The organism is Pedobacter steynii, from assembly GCF_001721645.1.
GTDB lineage: Bacteria > Bacteroidota > Bacteroidia > Sphingobacteriales > Sphingobacteriaceae > Pedobacter > Pedobacter steynii_A.
In genome coordinates, this window is record NZ_CP017141.1 from 2,932,950 (window position 1) to 2,955,785 (window position 22,836).

A 22,836-nucleotide genomic window follows, 5' to 3' on the forward strand; every position below is an offset into this window, starting at 1 on the left:
TATTTGCAACATAAATAAAACAGGCCTTGAATTATTCAAGGCCTGTTTTATTTATGTTAGATTTTAATCTGAGCTGGGTCTTAGTCCTGTTCTGATTAATATAAACTCTTAATGATTTGTTCGATGGATAAGCCTTCTGCTTCTGCACGATAATTTCTTACGATGCGGTGGCGTAGTATGGCTTCTGCAACAGCTTGTACATCTTCTATATCAGGAGAGTATTTGCCTGATATGGCCGCATGGCATTTCGCGCCGATCACGAGGAATTGAGAAGCTCTTGGGCCTGCACCCCAGCTAATGTATTTATTGATGTCTTCTGTAGCGGAAGGAGTGTGCGGACGGGTTTTAGTGGCCAGCTTTACCGCATACTCTACTACATTGTCTGCAATAGGGATATTTCTTACCAGTTTCTGAAAGTACTGAATCTGTTGTGCGTTGATGATCTTTTTTAGCTGGATATCCTGATTACCGGTCGTATTTTTAACGATGGTGAGCTCTTCCTCAAAGGAAGGGTAACCCAAATGTACATTGAACATGAAGCGGTCTAACTGCGCTTCAGGAAGCGGGTAAGTACCTTCCTGCTCGATTGGGTTTTGCGTGGCCAGTACAAAGAAGGGATTTGGTAAAATATGCCTTTGTCCTGCTGCTGTTACCGCTTTTTCCTGCATGGCTTCCAACAATGCAGCCTGTGTTTTGGGCGGTGTTCTGTTGATCTCGTCAGCGAGAATGATATTTGAGAATATCGGTCCCGGAATAAACTTGAAATTTCTGTCTTCCCCAAGGATTTCTGCACCGATAATATCACTGGGCATCAGATCCGGGGTAAACTGGATCCTGTTAAAATTCAGGTCCAATACGTTAGCTACAGTTTGAACAAGTAAGGTCTTTGCCAGTCCGGGAACGCCAACAAGTAAACAATGACCATTACTGAAAATAGATATTAAAACGGATTTTACTACTTCGTCCTGCCCAATGACCACCTTGCCGATTTCGGCCTTAATATCTTTGTACGACTGATGTAATGCGTCTACGGCATTTATATCGTTATCAAACTGCATAAAGTTATTTTTTAGCCGTTTTAGTCCAGATTTTTAACTCGTCACATTGGTTGTAATCCTCGTCAATTCTGATATAAGTATTCTCTCTTCTTTTTTCAAACCACTCACTCAGGATCCGGTCGATTTTACCTTGCTGCGCTCTTTCTTTGAATTTAGCATAATCCTGTTCCAGGTTCCCTTTGTGTGGTGGGATTTTGGATTTAAGGAAAAGGATTTTATAACCTTCTTTTCCATCCTGTCCTGTAAAAAGTACCGGTTTAGAGATCTCTCCAACTTTCATAGTATCCACTACAAGGAATACTTTCGGATCCAGCTTGTCTGCAGGAATAAAAGTAGTTCTTGCAGTAACGTTATCTGCATAAAGGATCATTCCACCATTATATTGAGATTCCTTGTTATCTGAATATAAAGATGCTGCGGTAGAGAATGTGATTTTTTTGGAATTGATATTCGTGTAAATACTGTCTGCCTGAAGTTTCACGCGGTCTAAACTTGCCGGTGTAGTTTGCGGACGGATCAGGATATGGCGGGCCTGAACCTGCTCTCCACGACGCTCAATAACCTGCAGGATATGAAAACCATGTTCTGATTCGAAAACAGGTGAGATTTCACCAGCCTTCAATTTAAAAGCCCATGCAGTAAACTCTTTTACCATTCTGGTACGGTCAAAGAAACCTAAATCACCACCATCTGGTGCAGATCCCGGATCTTCAGAATAAGATTTGGCAAGGAAAGCAAAGTCTTCACCACTTTTTACCCTAAGTCTTAAGGCATCAATTTTATCATAAAACTTCTGTTTTTCTGCTTTAGTCAGTTTTGGATGTAGTACGATCTCACCAACTTCAAACTCAGTGGGGATATCCGGAAGACTATCCTTTTTGTAAGAATCGAAATATTTTTTAACCTCAAGTGGGGTTACGCTCACATCCTGAGTGATATGCCCCTGCATTTTGTTGGAGATCAGCTGCTCTTTTAAATCTGGTCTGATCTCATCTTTGTATTGAAGTACAGAACGGTTTAGAAATTGCTCCAGACGTTCCTGTCCACCGGCACGTTGAATCTGCATACGCATCCTTTTGTCAACTTCTTCATCTACCTGTGCCTCATCAACTGTAATAGAGTCAATCTCTGCCTGTTGTTTCAGTAATTTCTGTGCAAGCATTTGTTGCAAAATATAGCACTTAACCTTTTCATCAGCTGGATTTCCTGAATTCATATATTGAGCATATTGTTGGTTCAGATCAGATAATAAAATGATATTATTCCCTAATACTGCAACCACTTTGTCTATATTTTTCTTTGCCGGTTGTGCTTGTGCGTTCAAAAACAAACAGATCAATCCGCCTGCAATCACTAAAAATTTCTTCATTCTATGTACGTTCAATTATATTCTTTTTGCAAATTTAATATTAATAATCTTCAGGCAGTAAATTTATAATTTAGCCAGTTTTTTCAATTCTTCTTTGTACACTTTTACAGGGTACTTGGTTCTTAGCACATTTACCCATTCTTTTTCCAGAACTTCCTGATAATCGGTGATGACTTTTCCTTTTACTTCATCAAAAGATCCTTCTTTATAGAAATTCCTGTTTCTTGTGTAAAAATCGCGGAGTTGATTCTCATCGTTCTGGGCTTTATCCCAGACTTTTAGCTCCGAGATGTTAAACATGAGTACTGCATCCCTATATTCATTCATAATCATGGAATACGTTGCTTTTGTACCGGAGATCTTTTTTCGGGTACGTAAGGCCGTCTCATAATTCTTTATTTCAGTGAGGTAGGCTGTATCCTTATCAAAGCCCATCTCTATGGCATCGAGTACTTTAAGTTTGAAATTCAGGTAAAGATCTAAATATTCTTCCAGTTCTTTAAATGTCGCATTTGCAGACCCGGAGTGGTTTTTTTTATAGACCCACATAAATTCTTTACTGTCTACAGGCTTCCCATTGATACTGGCAACATTCTGTGCAAATGCGCCCCCAAAGGTCAGACTAAAGATAATAATGCAATAAGTTTTTCTCACGAGAGATATATACTATATATATTTTAAGGCATAAAAGTAACAAATAAAGGCGCTATAATAAGATATTTAACTAATTTTAACAGAAAAAAGATTTCCAATAAAATCAGCATTAATGGGCAGCCAACTTACAACTAACGGAGACGCTTTACGTTTATTTTTTACAGATGATATTTATTTGATTGGCGGGGAGGATGTTTTTTCAACTGAAGAGGTAACGCTTTCTGAAAGTCAGCCGGTTATAGAAGCTGTTCAGGGGTCGACAGCTACGGAAATTCCGGTGCCAAAGGTCATGGAAGAACCGAGAGAAGTACCCTCATTTAAGTTTCTTGGGAAAAATAGCCGGAATATTCTTATTCTCGTAAATGATCGGGAACATGAAGTAAGTGATGAGAAAGGAAGAGAGTTGTTACGCAAGATCGTAAAGTCAGTAAACCTCAGCGCGAATGATTTTGCCTTGCTGAATTATGCCAATTATACCGGAACAAGCTATGCACAATTACAGCAACATTTTTCAAGCGTGCTGATTTTTGTCTTTGGAGTTACGCCGGAGCAGCTGCAGATGAAAGCATATCCACAAAACAGCATTGTGATGGAGGAGAATGTGAGACTTATTTTCTCTTCTGAGTTGAAATCACTGGAGGAAGATCCAAATGGAAAGAAAGTATTATGGGCCAGCCTTAAGCAATTAGGATTATGAAAACTGAACTGGTATTTGCCACCAACAATAAGCATAAAACAGAAGAAGTCAGCAAGTTATTGCTGAACGAATATACGATACTGAATCTGACAGACATTGGGTGTACGGTAGATATTCCGGAAACGGGAAACACATTTGAAGAGAATGCGACCTTAAAAAGCAGCTATGTTGTAGAAAATTACCAGCTGGACTGTTTTGCCGACGATAGTGGTTTGGAGATTGAGGCATTAAACAATGAGCCTGGAATCTACTCTGCCAGGTATTCCGGAGTAAAAGATGATCAGGTAAACCTTAATCTGGTGCTTCAGAAGATGGAAGGACAGCAGAATCGCAAAGCCCGTTTTAAAACGGTGATTTCTCTGATTCAGGGACAAAAGAATTATCTTTTTGAAGGCGTGATAAACGGATATATCCGGGAAAGTCCGATTGGTAATCAGGGCTTTGGATATGACCCGATTTTTGTACCCGAGGGGTATGAGCAAAGTTTTGCACAGATGGATATGGCCCAGAAAAATGAAATCAGTCACCGGGCCATCGCTATGCGTAAGCTTATTGCTTTTTTAAAGGAGCAATAGCCGGTGTTTTAATGGTATCCGTTTTGGACGGAAGACTGTCTTTGCCCAATGCTGCTTTCTTTAATGGAATTTTAGGTGTTGTTTTTCCTTTTTCGGGAACCACAGCAGGGTCATCTTTATCCTTTGGTTTTGCAGGGATTTTCGGCCCTTTGGGCGGTTTGTTTTTTGCTCCCGGTTTGGGCTTTGGCTTTCCGCTGATTACTTCCTGCTTGGATAAAGGCCTGAGTTCTGGCTTCCAGGTAAACCCGGTTAAGAATACATCCTCCTTGAGCTCTTTTATCGGCGTTCTGGCACCCTCAGTATCCTTGATGGTAATGATGTCCTTGATTTCTTTGTCCTTAAAAAGGATTTTTATTCTGGCGCTCACCGTTTGGTTCATCTCGGTATATATGCTGTCCTTTTCTTTGTTGAAGTAGATACTTTCTGCGTTTCCATCCACAAACATCCGGTTCAGCTTACCATCAATGAAAAATCCGGTAATCAGTTTCCCTTTGATCTGGTTGAATCGCGCGGAATCTGCATTAACGTTTACCATGAAGCCACTATTGAGTACCTGAGAAGTATTCAGTTGTTTGTTTTTTAATCTCAGATAAATGGTGTCGCCGGTTTGTTGTGAGCCTTCAGCCCATAATACCGGGCTTCCATACCAGCGCAATGTAGAGTCCGAACTGGTGTAAAACAGAGAATCAGCTCTTGCCTGCATGTTCGATTTAAATACACGGACATGGTGATAGGCTTTAATCGCCCTTGTTCTGATCGTATCAGCAGGATTAAAAGGAACGGAATCCTGAACGGAAGGTTTTGCGCCTGGTTTTGTGACAGGTGTTTTCCCCAGCACCCCCTTTTTGAGATCCGCTGTTTTTTTAGCATCAGCAGCCTTTTTGGTGTCGGGTGTCCTGACTTTCTTAGGATCTGCTTTTACAATTTTGGCAGAGTCTTTCGTTATCGCAGGCTGAATCACTTCAACCGCTTGTAATACGGTAAGAATTGTACTATCCCTGACTGCCTGTTTTAGTATTTTTTTGTTAATGGGGACTTCCTTTTTCTGAATAGGAATACTGTCCTTCTTTAAAGGGATATTGTCTTTTTTAAGACTGTCTTTTAGCCCGGTAATTTTAATTTTTGTACTGTCGCTAACTGCAACCGGAGGATTTCCGGTTTTTGGAGTCTTGCTGTTTTTATCTTTTTTCGCGCCTTTTGGATCTGTCGTTCCTGCTGTAATTCCTTTTTTATCTCCAACCTTCTTTTCGTCCACATCTTCTTCACCCATTTCATTGTCCTTTTTTAGCACGGGGGAGCTGATGAGTTTCAGCGTTTTTAGCAGTACCATTTGTGTTTCCAGTGTGTCGGCCCCCATCCAGAGGCTGTCCGGACGTAGCTTTTTGCCAACCATCACCGAATCTGACGTACCGAGTCCGATATAAGGATTCTTGGTTACGATGGTCCGCTGATCTATCTTATAATAATATCCCAGCTGCCCATACATGACTGTCTTATCGGTCGTGTCTTTAAACACAATATTTCTTACTGCCTTACCATATCCGGCAATCCCATCGTAATACAGACTATCGCCTTTTAAAGATTTGGACCCTTGCGTATATAGGTTTTTCTTTCCAAAATAGGCGTACTGGGTTTTGGTATTATAAGCACCGTTTTCAGTATAAAGGTTGTCGTCCTTCCCCATGATATTGGTGGGGCCGTAGAAATAGGTCCAGTTGGTGAGGGTGTTGTATCTTAAGGTATCTGATTTAATAGTGGATTCAGGGGTAACCACGACGACGTTGTAGCGGAAATAGGCATCCCGGCTATTCGAGAAATAATATCCGTTTTTACTAGTCAGTGTTACATCCTTATTGACAATTTTACCTCCGGTTACATACGTTCCCACTTTACTGCCCAGGTTGTAATCGAGAATGTTGGTCGTCAGGATGGATTCCTTATCAATCATTTTCACATTGCTCGTCAGGTGGGCATTTTTGGTATTTCCATCGTAGGTGAGCCTGTCGGAATAGATGTTGATGGTATCGGCCTGGTTGATGTGCACATGATTGAAAGCATCAAATATATTCTTCGCTTCATAAAATACAGCACTATCGCAGGCAAGTGTAGCATTATCTTGCCTGAAGACTGGATTCCTCAGATAGGACGTGTTGGTTTTTTGCTCTACGGTAATGCGGTCGAAACTTTGTAATATGATCTTTGTCTTCTGTTGCGCAAGCAAAGAAAACGGAAGTAGGAGTAAAGTAAGTAAAAAGCGTATTTTTTGCACGTTACAAAGTTAGTTTTTTGTCTACCATTTTCATTAGAATTGCTTCAATAAACTCATTTAGGTTTCCTGTTTATCTATCTTCTGGATTATTTTCTGATGTATAAATTATTGTTTTTTTCTAAGGTATGCCCTTTATCGTTTAAAATAAATATTTTTGAAAGATGTTACCTCTTCAGAATTTTAAAGATTACATCAATCAAAATGCCCTTTTCACAGCGGATGATAAGATTCTTCTGGCCGTTAGTGGGGGTAGAGATTCTGTTTTGATGGTTCATCTATTTAAACTCTCCGGATACAATTTTGGTATTGCACACTGCAACTTTAATTTAAGAGGGGAAGAATCTGTTCGTGATGAACATTTTGTAAAGATGCTGGCCGCAACACTCGATATTCCATTTTATGTGAAGCATTTTCAGACAAAAGATTATGCTCATATCCATAAGGTATCCATACAAATGGCGGCAAGGGAGTTGAGATACCGATGGTTTGAAGAGATCCGAAACCAGGATAATTATGCATTTATTGCCCTGGCTCAACATCAGGATGATGCTATTGAAACGGTATTGCTGAACCTGACAAGGGGTACCGGAATTGCCGGGTTACATGGTATTCTTCCCAAAAGAGGAAATCTGATCAGGCCACTCCTGTTTCTTTCCAGAGCAGAGATTAACGAAATCGTGGAAAAGGAGCAGGTCGATTATGTAGAGGATAGTTCCAATCTGAGCACGAATTATGCACGGAATAAAATAAGGTTAAAAGTATTACCTCAGCTGAAGGAAATTAATGCTAATCTGGAGGTCACTTTTCAACATAATATTCAGCGCTTTGCAGATACGGAAATGGTTCTGCAAAAAGTTGTGGCAGATTTAAAGGCAGGCCTGCTCATCAGTAAGCAAAATGCCATTCATATTTCTATAGCGGAAATTAAGCGTTTGTTGCCGCAGAAATTGCTCTTGTTTGAACTCCTCAAACCTTATGGTTTTACGGAACATCTCATCGCTGAAGTGCTGCAGGCACTGGATAAGCAAAGTGGTCTTTCTTTCTTTAGTGCATCTCATCAGCTTACGCTGGATCGTGAAGACCTGATTCTGATTGCATTGAAGGAAAAAGAACAGCGGCATTTACTTTTACATGCACAAAGTCCGCATGTTGTGCTTCCTGAAGCTGAGCTGACCTGGTTTACTATAGCTAAATCCGTATTTGAGCAGGAATATGAGTTTGAAAGAGATCATAATATGGCTTACCTTGATGCAGAAAAACTGATTTATCCCTTAATATTAAGAAGCAGACAGGCTGGAGATCGTTTTAAGCCGATGGGGATGAACAATTTTAAAAAATTAAGCGATCTTTTTATCGATGAGAAGGTTCCGGTGACGAAGAAAGACGATATTCCTATCCTGGTAAATGGAAATGGGGAAATTATCTGGGTGATCGGATTCAGGCAGGATAACCGTTATAGGATTAGCCCTACAACGAAAAATGTAACAATATTGACTTATAGAAATCTACATATTACAATTTCTAAACAATCTTAAGCAGGATGTTTTACTAAGCAAAGGAAAAAACAAGTAACTTTATTGAAAATTATATAGATGGGGAACCGATACGCATTTTTGGAGAAACAATATATAGGCCGCGATTACATCAGAATATGTATTCGGTTGGTGATGGCTGCATTTTGTTTTGCTGCTTATGTCTATGAACGCGATCGGGACAATACCCAGGATCTTTTTTTAGTGGTCGGTTTTGGGATCATCGGGGTTTCTATCATTTTGCTTTTCATGATTCAGTATAAAACGATCATCGATGATAAGAAAATTCTGATCGACGGTTTATGGTCTGCCAGAAAGGTAGAGATTGACCTGAATACCATAAAAAATGTCCGAAAAGATACCTATAGTAATTATTTGTTCAATAATCCGGTATATAATCTGCACCGTAAAGGAAGTGTCCGTTTCTATTCTTCAGGAAAAGATGCGGTTGTGCTGACGGATCGGGATGGCTTTGAGTACTTTATCGGAACCCAGCGTCCTAATGAGATGTACCTTGTTATCAAGGACCAGATGAAATCGTAAATAATTGCAATTGTTTAACACAAAGCTCAGTTTAAGTATTGTACTTTGCATCCGTAAAACAAATTCACTGGAATGAAAATAGGTATCGTTTGTTACCCGACTTTTGGAGGTAGTGGAGTAGTTGCTACTGAATTAGGTAAAGCACTGGCTGATGAAGGTCATCAGGTGCATTTTATAACTTATAGTCAGCCTGCCCGCCTCGACTTTTTCTCTGCCAATTTATTCTATCATGAAGTGTCTGTAAGGGATTATCCTTTATTTGATTATGCTCCGTATGAGTCTGCTCTGGCAAGTAAACTGGTGGATGTAGTACGCTTTGAAAAACTGGACATCTTACATGTACATTATGCCATTCCACATGCATCGGCTGCTTTCATGGCAAAACAGATCCTGGAAACCTACGGCATTTATATACCTTTTGTAACTACCCTGCATGGAACTGACATTACGCTGGTAGGTAAAGATCCAACCTATAAACCAGTGGTGACCTTTTCGATTAACAAGTCTGATGGGGTTACTACAGTGTCTCAAAATCTGAAAGAAGACACAGAGAAGCATTTTGAGATTACGAATGAAATCAAAGTGATTCCTAATTTTATCGATTTTAACAGGTTCAGCCTAAAACCAAAAGATCATTTTAAAAAGGCAATAGCGCCTAATAATGAAAGGATTCTGATCCATACGTCGAATTTCAGAAAAGTAAAGCGTACCGGTGATGTTATCCGGACTTTTGAGAAGATCCAGAAAAAGATCCCGTCCAAACTATTAATGGTAGGAGATGGACCAGAGCGTGCTTATAATGAACAATTGTGCAGGGAACTGGGAATCTGTGAGCATGTACGTTTCCTGGGAAAGCAGGATGCGATAGAAGAGATTCTTTCTGTATCTGATTTGTTTCTGATGCCTTCGGAATCGGAGAGTTTTGGATTGGCTGCACTGGAGGCAATGGCTTGTAAAGTCCCTGCAATTACTTCTAATGCAGGTGGTTTGCCGGAATTGAATATTGACGGTTTCTGTGGTTTTATGAGCAATGTTGGGGATGTGGATGATATGGCCGCGAAAGGAATTCAGATTCTGGAAAATGATGAGGTGCTACAGCAATTTAAAGAGAATGCCTTTATCAGAGCTCAGGATTTTGATCTGAAAAAAATCCTGCCGGTATATATAGATTACTATAATCAAGTGATAGAAGAAGCACATAAACTGAAAATAGTTTAAACCTAAAAAAGGCCTTTGGTAATCCAAAGGCCTTTTTTAGGTGTTTTATATGCTTTTATTTTATCGGAGCAAATACCAGGCATACCGGCGCACCAACCTCGATTCTCTTGCCTGTATCTTTCAAAGCACCTGTTTCCTGATTGCGCTCAAAAATAACCACGTTATTGGTGTATTGATGCCCTACAAGAAGGTACTTTCCACTTGGGTCAATGACAAAGTTCCTTGGTCCTTTGCCCAGCGTGCTGGCATAACCTCTGATGCTTAACAAGCCACCTTTTTCTATCGCAAAAATGGTAATCTTGTTTTCTGATCCCCTGTTGCTGGCATATAAAAACCTGCCGTCTGGAGATAGATGGATATCTGCCGCACCATTTTGTCCGGTAAATCCATCTTCAGTAAGCTTAGTCTGCTGAATTTCCGTTAAAGTACCTTCGCTATAACTGAATACAGTGATTCCTCCATTAATTTCCTCTACTAGGTAGGCATATTTACTGTCTTTACTAAATACAAGGTGTCTGGGGCCAGCTCCTGGTGTTACAGCAACACTGTCTGAGGCTGTTAGTACCTGGTTGCCTCCATCAGCATTATATTTGTATAAATATACTTTGTCTGTTCCCAGATCGTTTACCACTACATATTTATGGTCGGGGCTAAACTGTGCCATATGTACATGAGGACCGGCCTGCTGACCTTTGACGATGCTTTTTCCATTATGTTTTATCAATTGCTTCAGGGCAGACAAAGATCCGTCCTTTTCAATGCCGAAAACCGAAATACTACCCCCGGAATAGTTTGCAGTAATGACATTCTTTTGATCGGCTACGATATAGCAGGGATCTGCACCGTTGGTGGCCTGTTTGTTTAAAAAAGTCAGCTTGCCGGATGCTGCATCAAAAGCAAAGGCACTGGCGGCGCTGGATTCTGAGGTTTCATTGACTGCATAAATGGTTTTATTGCCTTCACCTAAGGCCAGGTAGCTTGGGTTTTCTACATTTTTGGTTACACTTTTCGCTTTAAAGGCAGCGGTGTTTGTATTGAAGTCGTAGACATAAATCCCTTCACTCTTCCCGGTATTGGTATAGGTTCCAATGATGAGGTTATAGTCTTTTTGTTGTGCACAGCTTTGCATGGCTAGAAGTATTACTGGAAAAAATAAAAGTGCTCTCATTTGAATATTTATTATTTAGCAATAATATCATATTAACTTGAAATTATGGGTCTGTTTGTTCAGATTATTGAGCGATTCATCCTTATTTCCTGAAAGGGGGGCAGACAAAAAGAAGAGTAACGCAGGAGCGCATGGTTTGGGAAAGGAGGTATAAAAAAAGAACCGAAGGCTTTTGGCGTCTTCGGTTCTTCAGTATTCTTTATTTTATCAGATGTTTAATCTGGATTAATTCGTGCTCCTCTAAATAGCGCCATCTTCCACGTGGAAGGTCTTTTTTAGTCAGGTTACCATAAACAACGCGGTCAAGTTTTACCACATCATAACCCAGGTGTTCAAATATTCTTCTTACGATTCTGTTTTTGCCACTATGGATCTGGATACCTACTTCACGTTTACTACCGCCAGTTACATATGAAACGTTATCTGGTTTGATAATTCCGTCTTCCAGCTCAAGACCGAACTGTATTTTGTTCAGATCTCCCTGACTTAAGCTTCTGCTTAATTCCACATGATAGATCTTGGTGATGCCATTTTTTGGGTGAGATAATTTATCAGCAAGGTCACCATCATTGGTCATCAATAAAAGACCTGTAGTATTACGGTCTAATCTTCCTACCGGATAGATGCGTTCTCTGCTTGCTTTATCTACCAACTGCATTACTGTACGGCGTTCCTGAGGATCGTCAGTAGTAGTGATGTAATCTTTAGGTTTATTCAGTAATACGTAAACTTTCTTTTCGCGTTTCAATAGTTCTCCGTTATAGCGGATTTCATCTTTTGCCGGGTCAATTTTATGACCAAGTTCAGAAACTGCTTCTCCGTTTACGGATACTACACCTGCTGCAATCAGTTCATCGGCTTTACGACGTGAGCAAATACCTGAATTGGCAATATAACGGTTCAAACGGATCAGTCCGTCATCTTTTGGAATCGGAGCTTTTCTGCCACGCATTACCGTATTGCTTTCTTCACGTTCAGCACGGTCTCCGCGAGGTTTAAAACCTCCTCCTGAATTGTCGTCGTCTCTTTTTCTGAAAGGTCTGCTATCCGTACTTCTGGAAGCCTGTCCTTTTTTATCATCGAATTTTCTGAATGGCTGATCACCATTTCCGAAATTGTCTTTCTTTATATAACTACGGGTTTTGTCCCCAGGAGGAACATCTCTTGAACTTCCCGCACTATGTGGTCTTGGTTTATAATCTTTACTGCCGCCATCCTTTCCAGCTCTTGGCTTGAAGTCTTTGGCGCCACCAGGTCTTGGAGAAAAGCTTTTTGAATCGCCATCTCTGCCTGCTCTTGGTTTAAAGTCTCTTGACTCATTATCTCCTCTTGGTTTGAAGCTTCTGGATTCTCCATCTCTGCTTCCTCCTCTTGGATTGTAATCTTTTTTGTCTCCCTCTCTAGGCTTGTAGTCCCTTGATCCGCCTTCTCTTGGCTTAAAATCTTTTCTATCGCCTTCTCTTGGTTTAAAATCTCTTGGACCACCAAACTTACTATCCTTCCCCTCCTTGTCGTCAAACTTGCTTTTGCCTTTGTAAGAACTATCTGTTCCACTACGACTTTTGCCTGTTGTACTTCTGTTTCCCGGTTTGGACTTGTCATCCCGACTGTTCCTGTTGTTGTTTTTGATCATGATACGCTATATAACCGCATAATTTATGCGGCTGCAAATTTAATAAAAATTGGGCAATTTACCGCTGATATTTTACGTTTTGTACAAGATGTAAAAAATCGCCGTTTATGGGTGTTTAAACCTTGATTTTCGGGACACTTTTCGTAAAAGCTTGATAATTAACATAATATACTGTATGTTTGCAAACGTTTTAAAATTGTTAACCAAAAAAAGGAGGAAAATGATAAAGAAACACATAATAACATGTACGGTAATAATTGCGTTACTGGTTATGGCAAAAGTGTTTGCTTACAACATGCCCCAAGCAGCAAAAAGTCTTTTAAAAGAAGAAAAAGTAACAAAGAATACAGATACAGTAACACCAAAAATCGAAGAGCCTGTATCACTTATGGCTCAATTAAATTTTGCAGAAGAGACACTTCCATTAGGCGATGCCAGAGTGGAACGTAAAATGAAAAAAGTTCTTGCTGCATTCAGTCACAGTAAATTACAGACCAGTCGTTTGCATAATAAGGCAGCGGAATGGTTTCCTGTAATAGAACCAATCCTCGCCGCTTACGGCATTCCAGAGGATTTTAAATACATTCCTTTAGTTGAATCAGGGTTAAAGGCAGGTGTATCACCTAAAGGTGCTTCAGGCATCTGGCAATTTATGCCAGGTACTGCCCGTAGTTTTGGTTTGAAAGTCAATTCAAATGTAGATGAGCGGAACAATTTACGTAAGTCTACCATTGCAGCAGCAAAGTACATCAAAGAGCTTTATAGTATTTTTGATAACTGGACTTTGGTTGCCGCAGCGTATAATGTGGGTGATAACCACATGCAGAGGCAAATCAACAGGCAAAAGCAGGACAATTATTTCAAAATGAAACTTAACCGCGAAACTGCCGGTTATGTTTACAAATTGATATCCATGAAACAGATTGTGGAATTTCCTGTTCGCTATGGCTATAAAACGCCAAGGGCCCTATTAGCATATAATGCTGAAAAAGCTGCAAATAGTGCTGAAAAGACCGCAAACGCGGAATAATAAAAATAAAAGACACACAAATGGGGGAAGCCGGAATTTATTCCGGCTTTTTGTTTTTCTGGGAATTTTACTATTTTACCCGATATGGGATTGTTAAAATTGCGCATTACCGGGATGATTTATAGTCCGGGAGACACCTTAATCATTAACTTTGAACCCCTGGAAGGCCCTAAGCCTGATTATCTGGCTGGCCAGTTTCTGACGCTGGTATTTGTGGTAAACGGAAAAGAGCTGAGAAGATCTTACTCTTTATGCAGCTCTCCTGATGTAGATGAACCGCTTTCTATTGGCATTAAGCGTGTAGAAAATGGAGCAATCTCGAGATTACTCCATCATAAAACTGCTGTAGGGGATATCTTGACAGCATTGGAGCCCAATGGACAGTTTAGTTATCTTCCTGAGTTGGAAATCAGCAGGACCGTCTTCCTTTTTGCTGCAGGAGTAGGCATTACTCCATTATTCTCTATATTAAAGACAGCCCTGATCCGGGAAAAGCATACTAAGATTATATTGGCCTATAGCAACAGGTCTGCCGATGGAACCTTATTTTATGGAGAGCTCAATGCTTTGCAGGAACAATATCCTGAACGCTTTAAGTTAATTTACTTGTTTAGCCAATCGAAAAATCTGCTGCTGGCCCGGTTAAACGGACAGTTGATTGAACGCATTGTTGCTGAAAATATGGAATTTGACAAAGAGGATGTATTACTTTACACCTGTGGGCCTGTAGATTACATGGATGTATGCAGAATCACCCTGCTGAATCTTGGTTTTGACCGGACTCAGATCAAAAGAGAAACCTTTGTTCTGCCGGAGGATGAGGCGGATGAAGATGATACTACCGAAAAGAAAATAAAAGATACAAACACTTATTCGGTAATTTTAAGCTATAGGGGCGAAGTACATGAGATTGATGTGCCTTATGATCAAAGTATTCTTGATGCCGCATTGGAGCATAAGATAGACCTGCCATATAGCTGTCATGCTGGCATCTGCAGTACTTGTACTGCCAATTGTACCAAAGGACATGTGGAAATGGATTATAATGAAGTTTTAATGGATGATGAAATAGCGGCGGGAAGAGTGCTGGTTTGTACCGGTCACCCTACTGAAAATGGCACCACGCTGGTTTGGTAAACAATCTCAGGTCTGCCTTGCGTAAACTTTTCTTTTGATAAAATTTTTAGCATTTTTGTGGCTGAAAATTTGTTATCCTAAATATATAGATATCAGTATTGTTTTAATATAAATATGAGCAAAAATACCGTTGACCTGGGCGAGCAAAAGGATGTAGAAGTATATGGAGCCAGGGTACATAACCTAAAAAATATAGATATTTCCTTTCCGCGGAACAAACTGGTAGTGATTACTGGTCTGAGTGGCAGTGGAAAGTCCTCATTGGCTTTCGATACGATTTATGCAGAAGGGCAGAGGAGATATATGGAAACTTTCAGTGCCTATTCCCGCCAGTTTATGGGGGGGATGGAGCGTCCGGATGTGGATAAAGTATCTGGCCTGAGTCCTGTAATTGCCATTGAGCAAAAAACAACCAGTAAAAACCCGAGGTCTACTGTAGGTACCATTACTGAAATCTACGATTTCATGCGTTTACTCTATGCCCGTGCAGCAGATGCTTTCTCTTATAATACAGGGGAAAAAATGGAGCGGATGAGTGAAGACCAGATTCTTGGCAATATCTACAATAAGTTTGAAGATATGCCGGTTAATATCCTTGCTCCGGTAGTGAAAGGACGTAAAGGACATTATAGAGAATTATTTGAGCAGATCAGGAAACAGGGCTATGTAAAGGTTCGTATAGATGGCGAAATTCAGGACATCAGCCCGAAAATGCAGGTAGATCGTTATAAGATCCATGATATTGAAATTGTGGTTGATAGGCTGATCATCGATAAAAAAGACCAGAAGCGTTTGCAGGATTCCCTTCAAACGGCTATGCGTTTAGGAAAGGGGATCATCAAAATCAGCGATAAAGATAACAACGTATCCCATTTCAGCCGTTTCCTGATGTGTCCGACAACAGGGATTTCCTATGACGAACCGCAGCCAAACAGTTTCTCTTTCAACTCTCCTTATGGGGCATGTGAAAATTGTGATGGACTTGGTTATATTTTCGTGATTGACAAGGAGTCGGTGATGCCTAACCCGAAATTGAGCATCATGAGTGGCGGACTGGCCCCGCTTGGAGAATACCGTGATATCTGGGTTTTTCAGGTGCTTAAGGCGGTAGCTAAGAAATATAACTTTTCCTTATCTACCCCACTTGAAAAGCTGAGTGAAGAACACATCAGCATTATCCTGAATGGCTCGCATGAATTGCTGAGCGTAGCAGTGGAATACAACAAATGGAACGTTCAAAACTACCAGATTACCTTTGATGGCATCATCAAATTACTGGAAGAACAGCAGGAGAAAAAAGGAGAGGGTGCGATAGATGATATGGAGACTTTCCGGAAGCTGAAAACCTGTCCGGTTTGTAACGGGGCAAGGTTAAAAAAGGAGAGTCTTCATTTTAAAATTGATGGTAAAAACATCTTTGAACTGGCTGAAATGGATATCAATAGCCTTAAAAACTGGTATATTGATGTGGAAAGCCGTTTAAGTGAGAGACAAAATACCATTGCGAAAGAGATTCTTAAAGAGATCAGGGCCAGATTGGGCTTTCTGACGGATGTCGGGCTGAATTATTTGTCTCTGGACCGTACCGCCCGTACATTGTCGGGAGGAGAGGCACAAAGGATTCGCCTTGCGACACAAATTGGCTCGCAGCTGATGAATGTCATGTACATTCTGGATGAGCCAAGTATCGGCTTACATCAGCGCGACAATGAACGTCTGATTGGGGCACTTAAAAACCTGCGTGACCTTGGAAATACCGTATTGGTGGTAGAACATGATAAAGACATGATCCTGGAAGCTGATCATGTAATCGATGTGGGACCGGCTGCAGGTGTTCGCGGAGGTCAGATCGTTGCTCAGGGTACACCCGCGGAGATCTTAAAATCAGACACTTTAACTGCTGCTTACCTGAATGGTAAAAAAGGAATTGAAGTCCCTAAAAAACGCAGAAAGGGAACCGGGCATAAGTTATCTATCATTAAAGCGAGTGGACATAATTTAAAAGATGTTTCTGTAGATTTTCCCCTTGGTAAGTTTATTGCCGTAACAGGCGTTTCGGGAAGTGGAAAATCAAGTCTGATTACAGAAACCTTGTATCCTATATTAAACCATCATTTTTTCCGGGCCAAGAAACATCCTTTGCCTTATGAAAAGATCAATGGAATTAAAGAAATAGATAAGGTTATTGAAATAGATCAGGCCCCGATCGGCCGGACACCAAGGTCTAACCCTTCTACTTATACTGGTGTGTTTTCTGATATCAGAAACCTGTTTGTGCAATTGCCTGAGGCGAAGATCAGGGGATATAAACCTGGTCGTTTCTCTTTTAATGTAAAAGGAGGAAGGTGTGAAACCTGTCAGGGCGGTGGAATGAAAGTGATCGAGATGAATTTTCTGCCTGATGTTCAGGTACCATGCGAAGAATGTGGCGGAAAAAGGTACAACAGGGAGACGCTGGAGGTTCGTTACCGGGGTAAATCCATTAGTGATGTGCTCGATATGAGTATTGAAGATGCATGCGATTTCTTTGAAAATATGCCGGTGATTTACCGGAAGATAAAGACGCTGAAGGATGTTGGTTTAGGGTACATTACGCTAGGTCAGTCTTCTACAACTCTTTCGGGCGGTGAAGCACAACGGGTTAAGCTGGCCACTGAATTGTCTAAAAAAGATACGGGTAAAACATTTTATATTCTGGATGAACCCACTACTGGCCTGCATTTTGAGGATATAAATGTTTTGTTGGGTGTGCTGAACGAATTGGTGGAAAAAGGGAATACAGTACTGGTGATTGAGCACAACCTGGATGTCGTAAAAGTAGCAGATTGGGTAATTGATTTAGGAGAAGAAGGTGGCATAGGTGGTGGTAGAATCATATTTGAAGGAACTCCTGAAGGATTGGTACAAAACCCAATAAGTTTAACCGGTAAATTTTTGAAGAAAGAAATGGGCTTATAAATCAAAAGTTATGTCAGTCTTCCTGAATGCTTTTCTGCCCGATACTGACCCATCGAGTAAATTACAGGTGGTAGATCGGGGTTTAAGTAAACAAAGTGCAGAAGCGTCTGCTTCTCCTTATAAATTAATCGAAGAAGAAGATATCAGGGAGCTGGTCAAGCCTAGAATGCCCTTTTCTCATAAAGGAACATATGGCCATGCTTTGATCATTGCCGGAGAAATCCGGACGATGGGGGCAGCCATGCTGGCAGCGAAAGGCTGTCTGTATGGCGGTGCTGGCTTAACCACAGTTTCTATCCCGGAAACTGGCTTAACGGCATTAAACTCTGCCTTACCTGAAGTGATGTTTCTGGAAAGAAAGCAACTGATAAAAATGAAATCCCTGAAGAAGTATAATGCCATTGCGATAGGTCCCGGGATTGGGAAGTTATTGGATGGTATGGCAGTTCTGGAAGGTTTTTTTGCACTAAAGCGTCCGGTAATCGCGGATGCCGATGCCCTGGGGCTTTTAGGAGAGCATCAGGACTTACTTTATCATTTGCCAAAGGATTCGATCTTAACCCCCCATGTAAAAGAGTTTGATGTGCTATTTGGTCAGCATAAAAACTGGTGGGAAAGGCTGCAGACGGCAAGGATGGAAGCCAAAAAATTAGGAACAGTGATCGTCCTTAAAAATCAGTTTACTTTTATTATTGATCAGCAGGGTGATGTCATGATCAACCAGACTGGTAATCCGGCAATGGCGCAGGGAGGGATGGGAGATGTTCTTACGGGATTGGTTGCCGCTTATGTGGCACAAGGATATAGCGCTAAAGCTGCAGCTATTCTGGCTTGTTATTTTCATGGAAAGGCCGGCGACGAGCTGGCAAAGGATAATTTCAGTGTTACTGCGTCGCAAGTGGCAGAGGAAATCCCAAAAACAGTAAAAAGATTTATAGATTTGAGATCGGGAAACTAAATCGATACTCCACCCATCACAATCATTTGATCCATTGTAGGACTAGGTACGCCTCCACGTTTTTCCAAAGTTACGGCAAAGGCTTGTGCTCCTCCGATTTCTTTCATTTTAAGGAGAATGTGTGCGGTGTCTGTTTTTACATCAAAGACCCCAAGATCTACAGGTTTTCCATTTACAAGAGCCCAAAGCTGGTATTGATGTGCTTCGTCATTTTGAGGAAGTCCCATTTTAGAGTTGTCCACCATAACATGGCGGCCTGAAGTATGCCAGTAAACCATCATTTTAGCCTGAGGATCCATTTTTGTGCCTGCAAGTTTTACAATCTTCCAGTCCGGATCATTAGGCATATCAGCAATGGTCTGTAGTTCTTTATTGGTTTCTTTCATGTAATTCACCGTATTGGCAAATCTTTCTTTATCCTGATTCAGTGCAATGATTTGTTGTTTGGCAGCACCTAATTCTGTATGTGCAAAGTAAAGGGCTATCCCACTTACAATCAGCAATACTGCACAAGCGATCAGGGCAATCCGAAGGGTTTTTAGTTTTGATTCATAACCTTCAGGGTATAAGGGCAGAATTTTAGCTCCCCCGGCTACCAGAGTTGCACTGCTGTCAGGAACTTCATCTGTTGCTGCTGTATTTCCGTCAATCCTGGCTAAGATTTTATTTTCTAATCCTACAGAGGGCTGAACAGCATGTCTGATTGCATATTGTTCCATAGCCAGCGCAATCGCAGAAATCTCCTGTTTTACCTCAGGGTATTTTCCTGCCATTGCTTCTACTTCATGCTGTTCCTCCGCGTTTAACTCGCCAAGAACATAAAGTTCAAGTATGCCTGATTCTATATATGCTTTTCCCTCTTCCACCTTAATTAAAATTCTTTCTTAGTTCCATAATTGCCATTCGGATACGCGTTTTTACCGTACCCAATGGTAAGTCCAGCTCCTCAGCGGCTTCTACATGTGTATATCCCTTAAAATAGACCATATCTAATACATGATTAAATTCTGGCTTAAGTGAGGTAACCATGTCTTTTAAGCCAATTGCATCTGCATTGAAAGTTACTTCTTTCTGAGTATCAATGAAATCTACGTTATTTTCTATGTCCTGGTTTTTGTTGCTGTTTTTAAAGTCTTTTGAACGGACCTTATCAATGGATAAGTTCCTGGCAATATTCATCATCCAGGTGAATAAGCGGCCTTTACTGCTGTCATAAGCATCAGCAGAATTCCATATTTTAAGGAAAGTTTCTTGCAATAGATCTTCCGCCACCTCAGTTTGCGGAATAATTCTGGAGATGACACCAAACAGTGCCCCCGAATACATATCGTACAAAGCTTTAACAGCAGTTGTATCGCGGTTTTTTAAGGACCGGACCAACTCTTCTTCGGAGAGTGATATCTTTTTTGCTGTTGCCAAGTTTTACTAATATACAGAAACTACAACAGGAAAAAATGGAATTTGTTTTTTGGGTATAAAAAATTATAAATCAAATAGATGCTTTTCAGCGTGGTATGAAGAACGTACCAGCGGGCCACTTTCTACGTATTTGAATCCTTTAGCCATTCCCACTTCTTTATATTTTGCGAACTGATCGGGGTGGATCCAATCCAATACCGGATGGTGGTTGCGGGTAGGTTGTAAGTATTGGCCTAAAGTAAGGATATGTACGCCATTGGCGACAAGATCGTCCATTGCTTCGTATACATCTTCTTCCGTTTCTCCGAGTCCGAGCATGATGCCTGTTTTGGTTCTCAATCCAAAATCAGAGATGCGTTTAAGACATTCCAGACTTCTGTCATACTTAGCCTGGATACGAACTTGTTTGGTTAAACGTCTTACGGTTTCAATGTTATGAGACATCACTTCTGGTCTTTCTTCCAGAACGCGATATAGGTTGTCCCAGATTCCTCTGAAGTCAGGAATTAATGTTTCCAGTGTGGTTTCAGGACTTTCTCTTCTGATCGCCTGCAAAGTCTCGGCCCAGATAATGGAACCGCCGTCTTTAAGGTCATCTCTGTCAACAGAGGTGATGACACAGTGTTTTACCTGCATTAATTTCACAGAATTTGCTACCCGGTTTGGCTCATCAGTATCCACGGCTAAAGGTCTGCCTGTAGCGACTGCACAGAATGAGCAGGAACGGGTACAGATATTTCCAAGGATCATAAAGGTTGCAGTACCTGCGCCCCAGCATTCGCCCATATTTGGACAATTGCCGCTTTCGCATATGGTATGCAGTTTATGTGTGTCTACAAGACTACGTACCTGTGCATATTCTTTACCTACAGGAAGCTTAACTCTAAGCCAATCTGGTTTACGTTGTACTGGGTTTGCGGAAACAACCGGAAGTGCGATCATAGTGCAAAGTTAAGCAATAGGTTTGAATAGTTATAAAAATGAAGTGTTTGCCGGATGTAATGTTATCTGTTATCAGCACAATGGTCTGTCAGTTCAACGAATCTTCGGAAGATGGGGTAAATTTGTGTGCCATTTAAAAAAATATGCTAATCTTGTAATCTAAAATATAAACGATGGCAACTTCAAAAATAACCTATAATGGTGGTTTAAGAACCACTTCCGTTCATGAGCGTTCGGGAAATGAAATCATTACAGATGCCCCTGTAGATAATAAGGGAAAAGGAGCAGCTTTTTCACCGACAGACTTATTAGCCACATCACTGGGGAACTGCATGCTGACTATTGTTGGGATTGCAGCAAATGAACATGGCTTTAATATCGACGGTACCACTTGTGAGATCACTAAGATTATGGCTGAAAATCCGAGAAGGGTTTCGGAAATTGTGGTCAACTTCCAGTTCCCTTCAAGTGATTATTCTGATAAGGATAAAAAGATTATCGAGAGATCGGCAAATACTTGTCCTGTCATGTTCAGCTTACATCCTGATATTAAGAAAACGGTTTCTTTTAATTATTAATCACTTCGGCAACTTCCTCTGCGGAAATGTCACTGTGTGAAGCATCAAGAACGCATTCTCCATCTTTAATCAACAGAATTTGGGGGGATTCATGATGTACCTGAAAAGTCTCAGCTATTTGTGCGGAAATCGCACGATAGCTGATTAAATCGAGGAAGTACAATGAAGTATCTTGAGGAATTGCTTCCCAGTCCATTTCAAAGCGTCTTTTTGCCATCATGCTCACCGAACAGCGGGTGCTGTGTTTAAAGATCAAACTATACCCTGTTTCTTTTTGTATGTCGCTGATCTGAGCCAGATCAGTTAAATATTTCCACTGCATCAATATTCTCCTAAATGTATGTTTGTTGCTTATTTTCTTCTTCTGCTTTCAGGATAAGAGCTGTATGCCGGACAAAGACGGTTTGAGCAGGCTTCCAGAAGAGCTATGGTGAAGAATACGCCAAGCAATAATAAGGCTACTTTTTTCATCGCGTTAATTTTTTATAAGTTTCCTCCTCTAATTTACAGATTTTAATACGAAGAAACAAAGTTTTGCTAAATTGTAGCAACCAGCTCCGCCATTTTAAGGGCTGTAATTGCAGCTTCATCGCCTTTGTTGCCATGTTTGCCACCTGCGCGATCTATCGCCTGCTGCTGATCATTTGTAGTCAGTACGCCGAAGATTACAGGTTTACTGTATTTAACACTTACCTGAGTTACACCCTGAGCTACTGCATCACAGATAAAGTCAAAATGTCTGGTCTCTCCCTGAATTACACATCCCAGACAAATTACTGCATCAAGATCCTTGTGTTTTTGTAGAAGGATATCCGCGGCAGAAGTCAGTTCGAAACTACCTGGTACTGCTACGGAAAGAATATTTTCTGCCAATACTCCATTGTTGATTAAGGTTTGTAAAGCGCCATTATACAGGCTGCCCGTAATTTCTGCATTCCATTCTGCAACGGCGATTGCGATTTTAAAAGCGCTCCCGTTAGGAATGGTTGTATGAGAAAAGTCAGAGAGATTTTTAAGTTGTGTTGCCATACTGCAAATATAAGTAAAGGGTATAAAAAAAGGCTAGCCGTAATGGCTAACCTTTGTCATAATATTTTT

The 22,836-nt window shown here is 40.8% G+C and carries 21 protein-coding genes; 10 read left to right on the plus strand and 11 right to left on the minus strand.

Annotation, left to right across the window (positions count from 1 at the left end; genetic code table 11):
- Window positions 1-95: 95 nt before the first annotated feature.
- From BFS30_RS12200 to BFS30_RS12210, 3 genes are all read right to left on the minus strand, one after another.
- Window positions 96-1,058: an AAA family ATPase gene (locus tag BFS30_RS12200; RefSeq protein WP_069379555.1), complete on the minus strand. Its 963-nt coding sequence runs from the start codon at window positions 1,056-1,058 to the stop codon at window positions 96-98.
- A 4-nt stretch (window positions 1,059-1,062) separates the two neighbouring features.
- Complete coding sequence (locus tag BFS30_RS12205) at window positions 1,063-2,427, minus strand: peptidylprolyl isomerase (RefSeq protein WP_069379556.1); 1,365 nt, start codon at window positions 2,425-2,427, stop codon at window positions 1,063-1,065.
- Window positions 2,428-2,490: 63 nt separating this feature from the next.
- A complete protein-coding gene (locus BFS30_RS12210) occupies window positions 2,491-3,081 on the minus strand; it encodes a hypothetical protein (RefSeq protein ID WP_069379557.1) in 591 nt (196 codons plus the stop codon).
- A gap of 112 nt (window positions 3,082-3,193) precedes the next feature.
- Between BFS30_RS12210 and BFS30_RS12215 the strand changes: the two genes are divergently transcribed.
- Window positions 3,194-3,778, plus strand: a complete 585-nt coding sequence (locus BFS30_RS12215; protein ID WP_069379558.1) for a DNA polymerase III subunit psi — start codon at window positions 3,194-3,196, stop codon at window positions 3,776-3,778.
- Window positions 3,775-4,353, plus strand: a complete 579-nt coding sequence (locus BFS30_RS12220; RefSeq protein ID WP_069379559.1) for a non-canonical purine NTP diphosphatase — start codon at window positions 3,775-3,777, stop codon at window positions 4,351-4,353. The genes BFS30_RS12215 and BFS30_RS12220 overlap by 4 nt, the downstream gene beginning before the upstream one ends.
- Here the strand turns inward: BFS30_RS12220 and BFS30_RS12225 are convergent.
- Window positions 4,328-6,622 (minus strand): OstA-like protein, encoded by a 2,295-nt coding sequence (locus tag BFS30_RS12225; protein ID WP_157262910.1) that lies wholly within the window; start codon window positions 6,620-6,622, stop codon window positions 4,328-4,330. The two genes, BFS30_RS12220 and BFS30_RS12225, sit on opposite strands and share 26 nt — an antisense overlap.
- A gap of 161 nt (window positions 6,623-6,783) precedes the next feature.
- Here BFS30_RS12225 and tilS point away from each other — a divergent pair, with 161 nt between their 5' ends.
- The 3 genes from tilS (at window position 6,784) to bshA (ending at window position 9,915) form a co-directional block, all read left to right on the plus strand.
- The gene (gene tilS / locus BFS30_RS12230) at window positions 6,784-8,157 is read left to right on the plus strand and encodes a tRNA lysidine(34) synthetase TilS (protein ID WP_069379560.1); all 1,374 of its coding nucleotides are present in this window, start codon (window positions 6,784-6,786) and stop codon (window positions 8,155-8,157) included.
- A gap of 57 nt (window positions 8,158-8,214) precedes the next feature.
- On the plus strand, window positions 8,215-8,697 hold the full coding sequence (locus tag BFS30_RS12235) for a hypothetical protein (RefSeq protein WP_069379561.1): 483 nt from the start codon (window positions 8,215-8,217) through the stop codon (window positions 8,695-8,697).
- Between the two features lie 72 nt (window positions 8,698-8,769).
- Window positions 8,770-9,915, plus strand: a complete 1,146-nt coding sequence (gene bshA, locus BFS30_RS12240; RefSeq protein ID WP_069379562.1) for an N-acetyl-alpha-D-glucosaminyl L-malate synthase BshA — start codon at window positions 8,770-8,772, stop codon at window positions 9,913-9,915.
- A 55-nt stretch (window positions 9,916-9,970) separates the two neighbouring features.
- On the opposite strand, the gene BFS30_RS12245 is transcribed toward bshA, so the two are convergent.
- On the minus strand, window positions 9,971-11,044 hold the full coding sequence (locus BFS30_RS12245) for a lactonase family protein (RefSeq protein ID WP_237028746.1): 1,074 nt from the start codon (window positions 11,042-11,044) through the stop codon (window positions 9,971-9,973).
- A 238-nt stretch (window positions 11,045-11,282) separates the two neighbouring features.
- Entirely contained in the window at window positions 11,283-12,716 is a 1,434-nt protein-coding gene (locus tag BFS30_RS12250; protein ID WP_069379564.1) for a pseudouridine synthase, read from the minus strand.
- Window positions 12,717-12,936: 220 nt separating this feature from the next.
- Here BFS30_RS12250 and BFS30_RS12255 point away from each other — a divergent pair, with 220 nt between their 5' ends.
- The 4 genes from BFS30_RS12255 to BFS30_RS12270 all read left to right on the plus strand — a co-directional run bounded on the left by BFS30_RS12255 (window position 12,937) and on the right by BFS30_RS12270 (window position 18,799).
- Window positions 12,937-13,746, plus strand: coding sequence for a lytic transglycosylase domain-containing protein (locus BFS30_RS12255; protein ID WP_237028747.1), 810 nt, complete (start codon window positions 12,937-12,939; stop codon window positions 13,744-13,746).
- Window positions 13,747-13,830: 84 nt separating this feature from the next.
- Window positions 13,831-14,883: a 2Fe-2S iron-sulfur cluster-binding protein gene (locus BFS30_RS12260; RefSeq protein ID WP_069379566.1), complete on the plus strand. Its 1,053-nt coding sequence runs from the start codon at window positions 13,831-13,833 to the stop codon at window positions 14,881-14,883.
- A 114-nt stretch (window positions 14,884-14,997) separates the two neighbouring features.
- On the plus strand, window positions 14,998-17,841 hold the full coding sequence (uvrA, locus tag BFS30_RS12265; protein WP_069379567.1) for an excinuclease ABC subunit UvrA: 2,844 nt from the start codon (window positions 14,998-15,000) through the stop codon (window positions 17,839-17,841).
- 10 nt (window positions 17,842-17,851) lie between these two features.
- Window positions 17,852-18,799 (plus strand): NAD(P)H-hydrate dehydratase, encoded by a 948-nt coding sequence (locus tag BFS30_RS12270; protein ID WP_069379568.1) that lies wholly within the window; start codon window positions 17,852-17,854, stop codon window positions 18,797-18,799.
- On the opposite strand, the gene BFS30_RS12275 is transcribed toward BFS30_RS12270, so the two are convergent.
- From BFS30_RS12275 to lipA, 3 genes are all read right to left on the minus strand, one after another.
- The gene (locus BFS30_RS12275) at window positions 18,796-19,665 is read right to left on the minus strand and encodes an anti-sigma factor (protein WP_069379569.1); all 870 of its coding nucleotides are present in this window, start codon (window positions 19,663-19,665) and stop codon (window positions 18,796-18,798) included. The two genes, BFS30_RS12270 and BFS30_RS12275, sit on opposite strands and share 4 nt — an antisense overlap.
- 1 nt (window position 19,666) lies before the next feature.
- Complete coding sequence (locus BFS30_RS12280) at window positions 19,667-20,218, minus strand: RNA polymerase sigma factor (protein WP_069379570.1); 552 nt, start codon at window positions 20,216-20,218, stop codon at window positions 19,667-19,669.
- 63 nt (window positions 20,219-20,281) lie between these two features.
- Window positions 20,282-21,160: a lipoyl synthase gene (lipA, locus tag BFS30_RS12285; RefSeq protein WP_069379571.1), complete on the minus strand. Its 879-nt coding sequence runs from the start codon at window positions 21,158-21,160 to the stop codon at window positions 20,282-20,284.
- A gap of 173 nt (window positions 21,161-21,333) precedes the next feature.
- On the opposite strand from lipA, the gene BFS30_RS12290 reads away from it, so the two are divergent.
- Window positions 21,334-21,738, plus strand: a complete 405-nt coding sequence (locus BFS30_RS12290) for an OsmC family protein (protein WP_069379572.1) — start codon at window positions 21,334-21,336, stop codon at window positions 21,736-21,738.
- Here the strand turns inward: BFS30_RS12290 and ytxJ are convergent.
- Entirely contained in the window at window positions 21,728-22,060 is a 333-nt protein-coding gene (gene ytxJ, locus BFS30_RS12295) for a bacillithiol system redox-active protein YtxJ (protein ID WP_069379573.1), read from the minus strand. The genes BFS30_RS12290 and ytxJ overlap by 11 nt on opposite strands.
- 215 nt (window positions 22,061-22,275) lie before the next feature.
- Complete coding sequence (gene ribH, locus BFS30_RS12300) at window positions 22,276-22,767, minus strand: 6,7-dimethyl-8-ribityllumazine synthase (RefSeq protein ID WP_069379574.1); 492 nt, start codon at window positions 22,765-22,767, stop codon at window positions 22,276-22,278.
- Window positions 22,768-22,836: the final 69 nt, after the last annotated feature.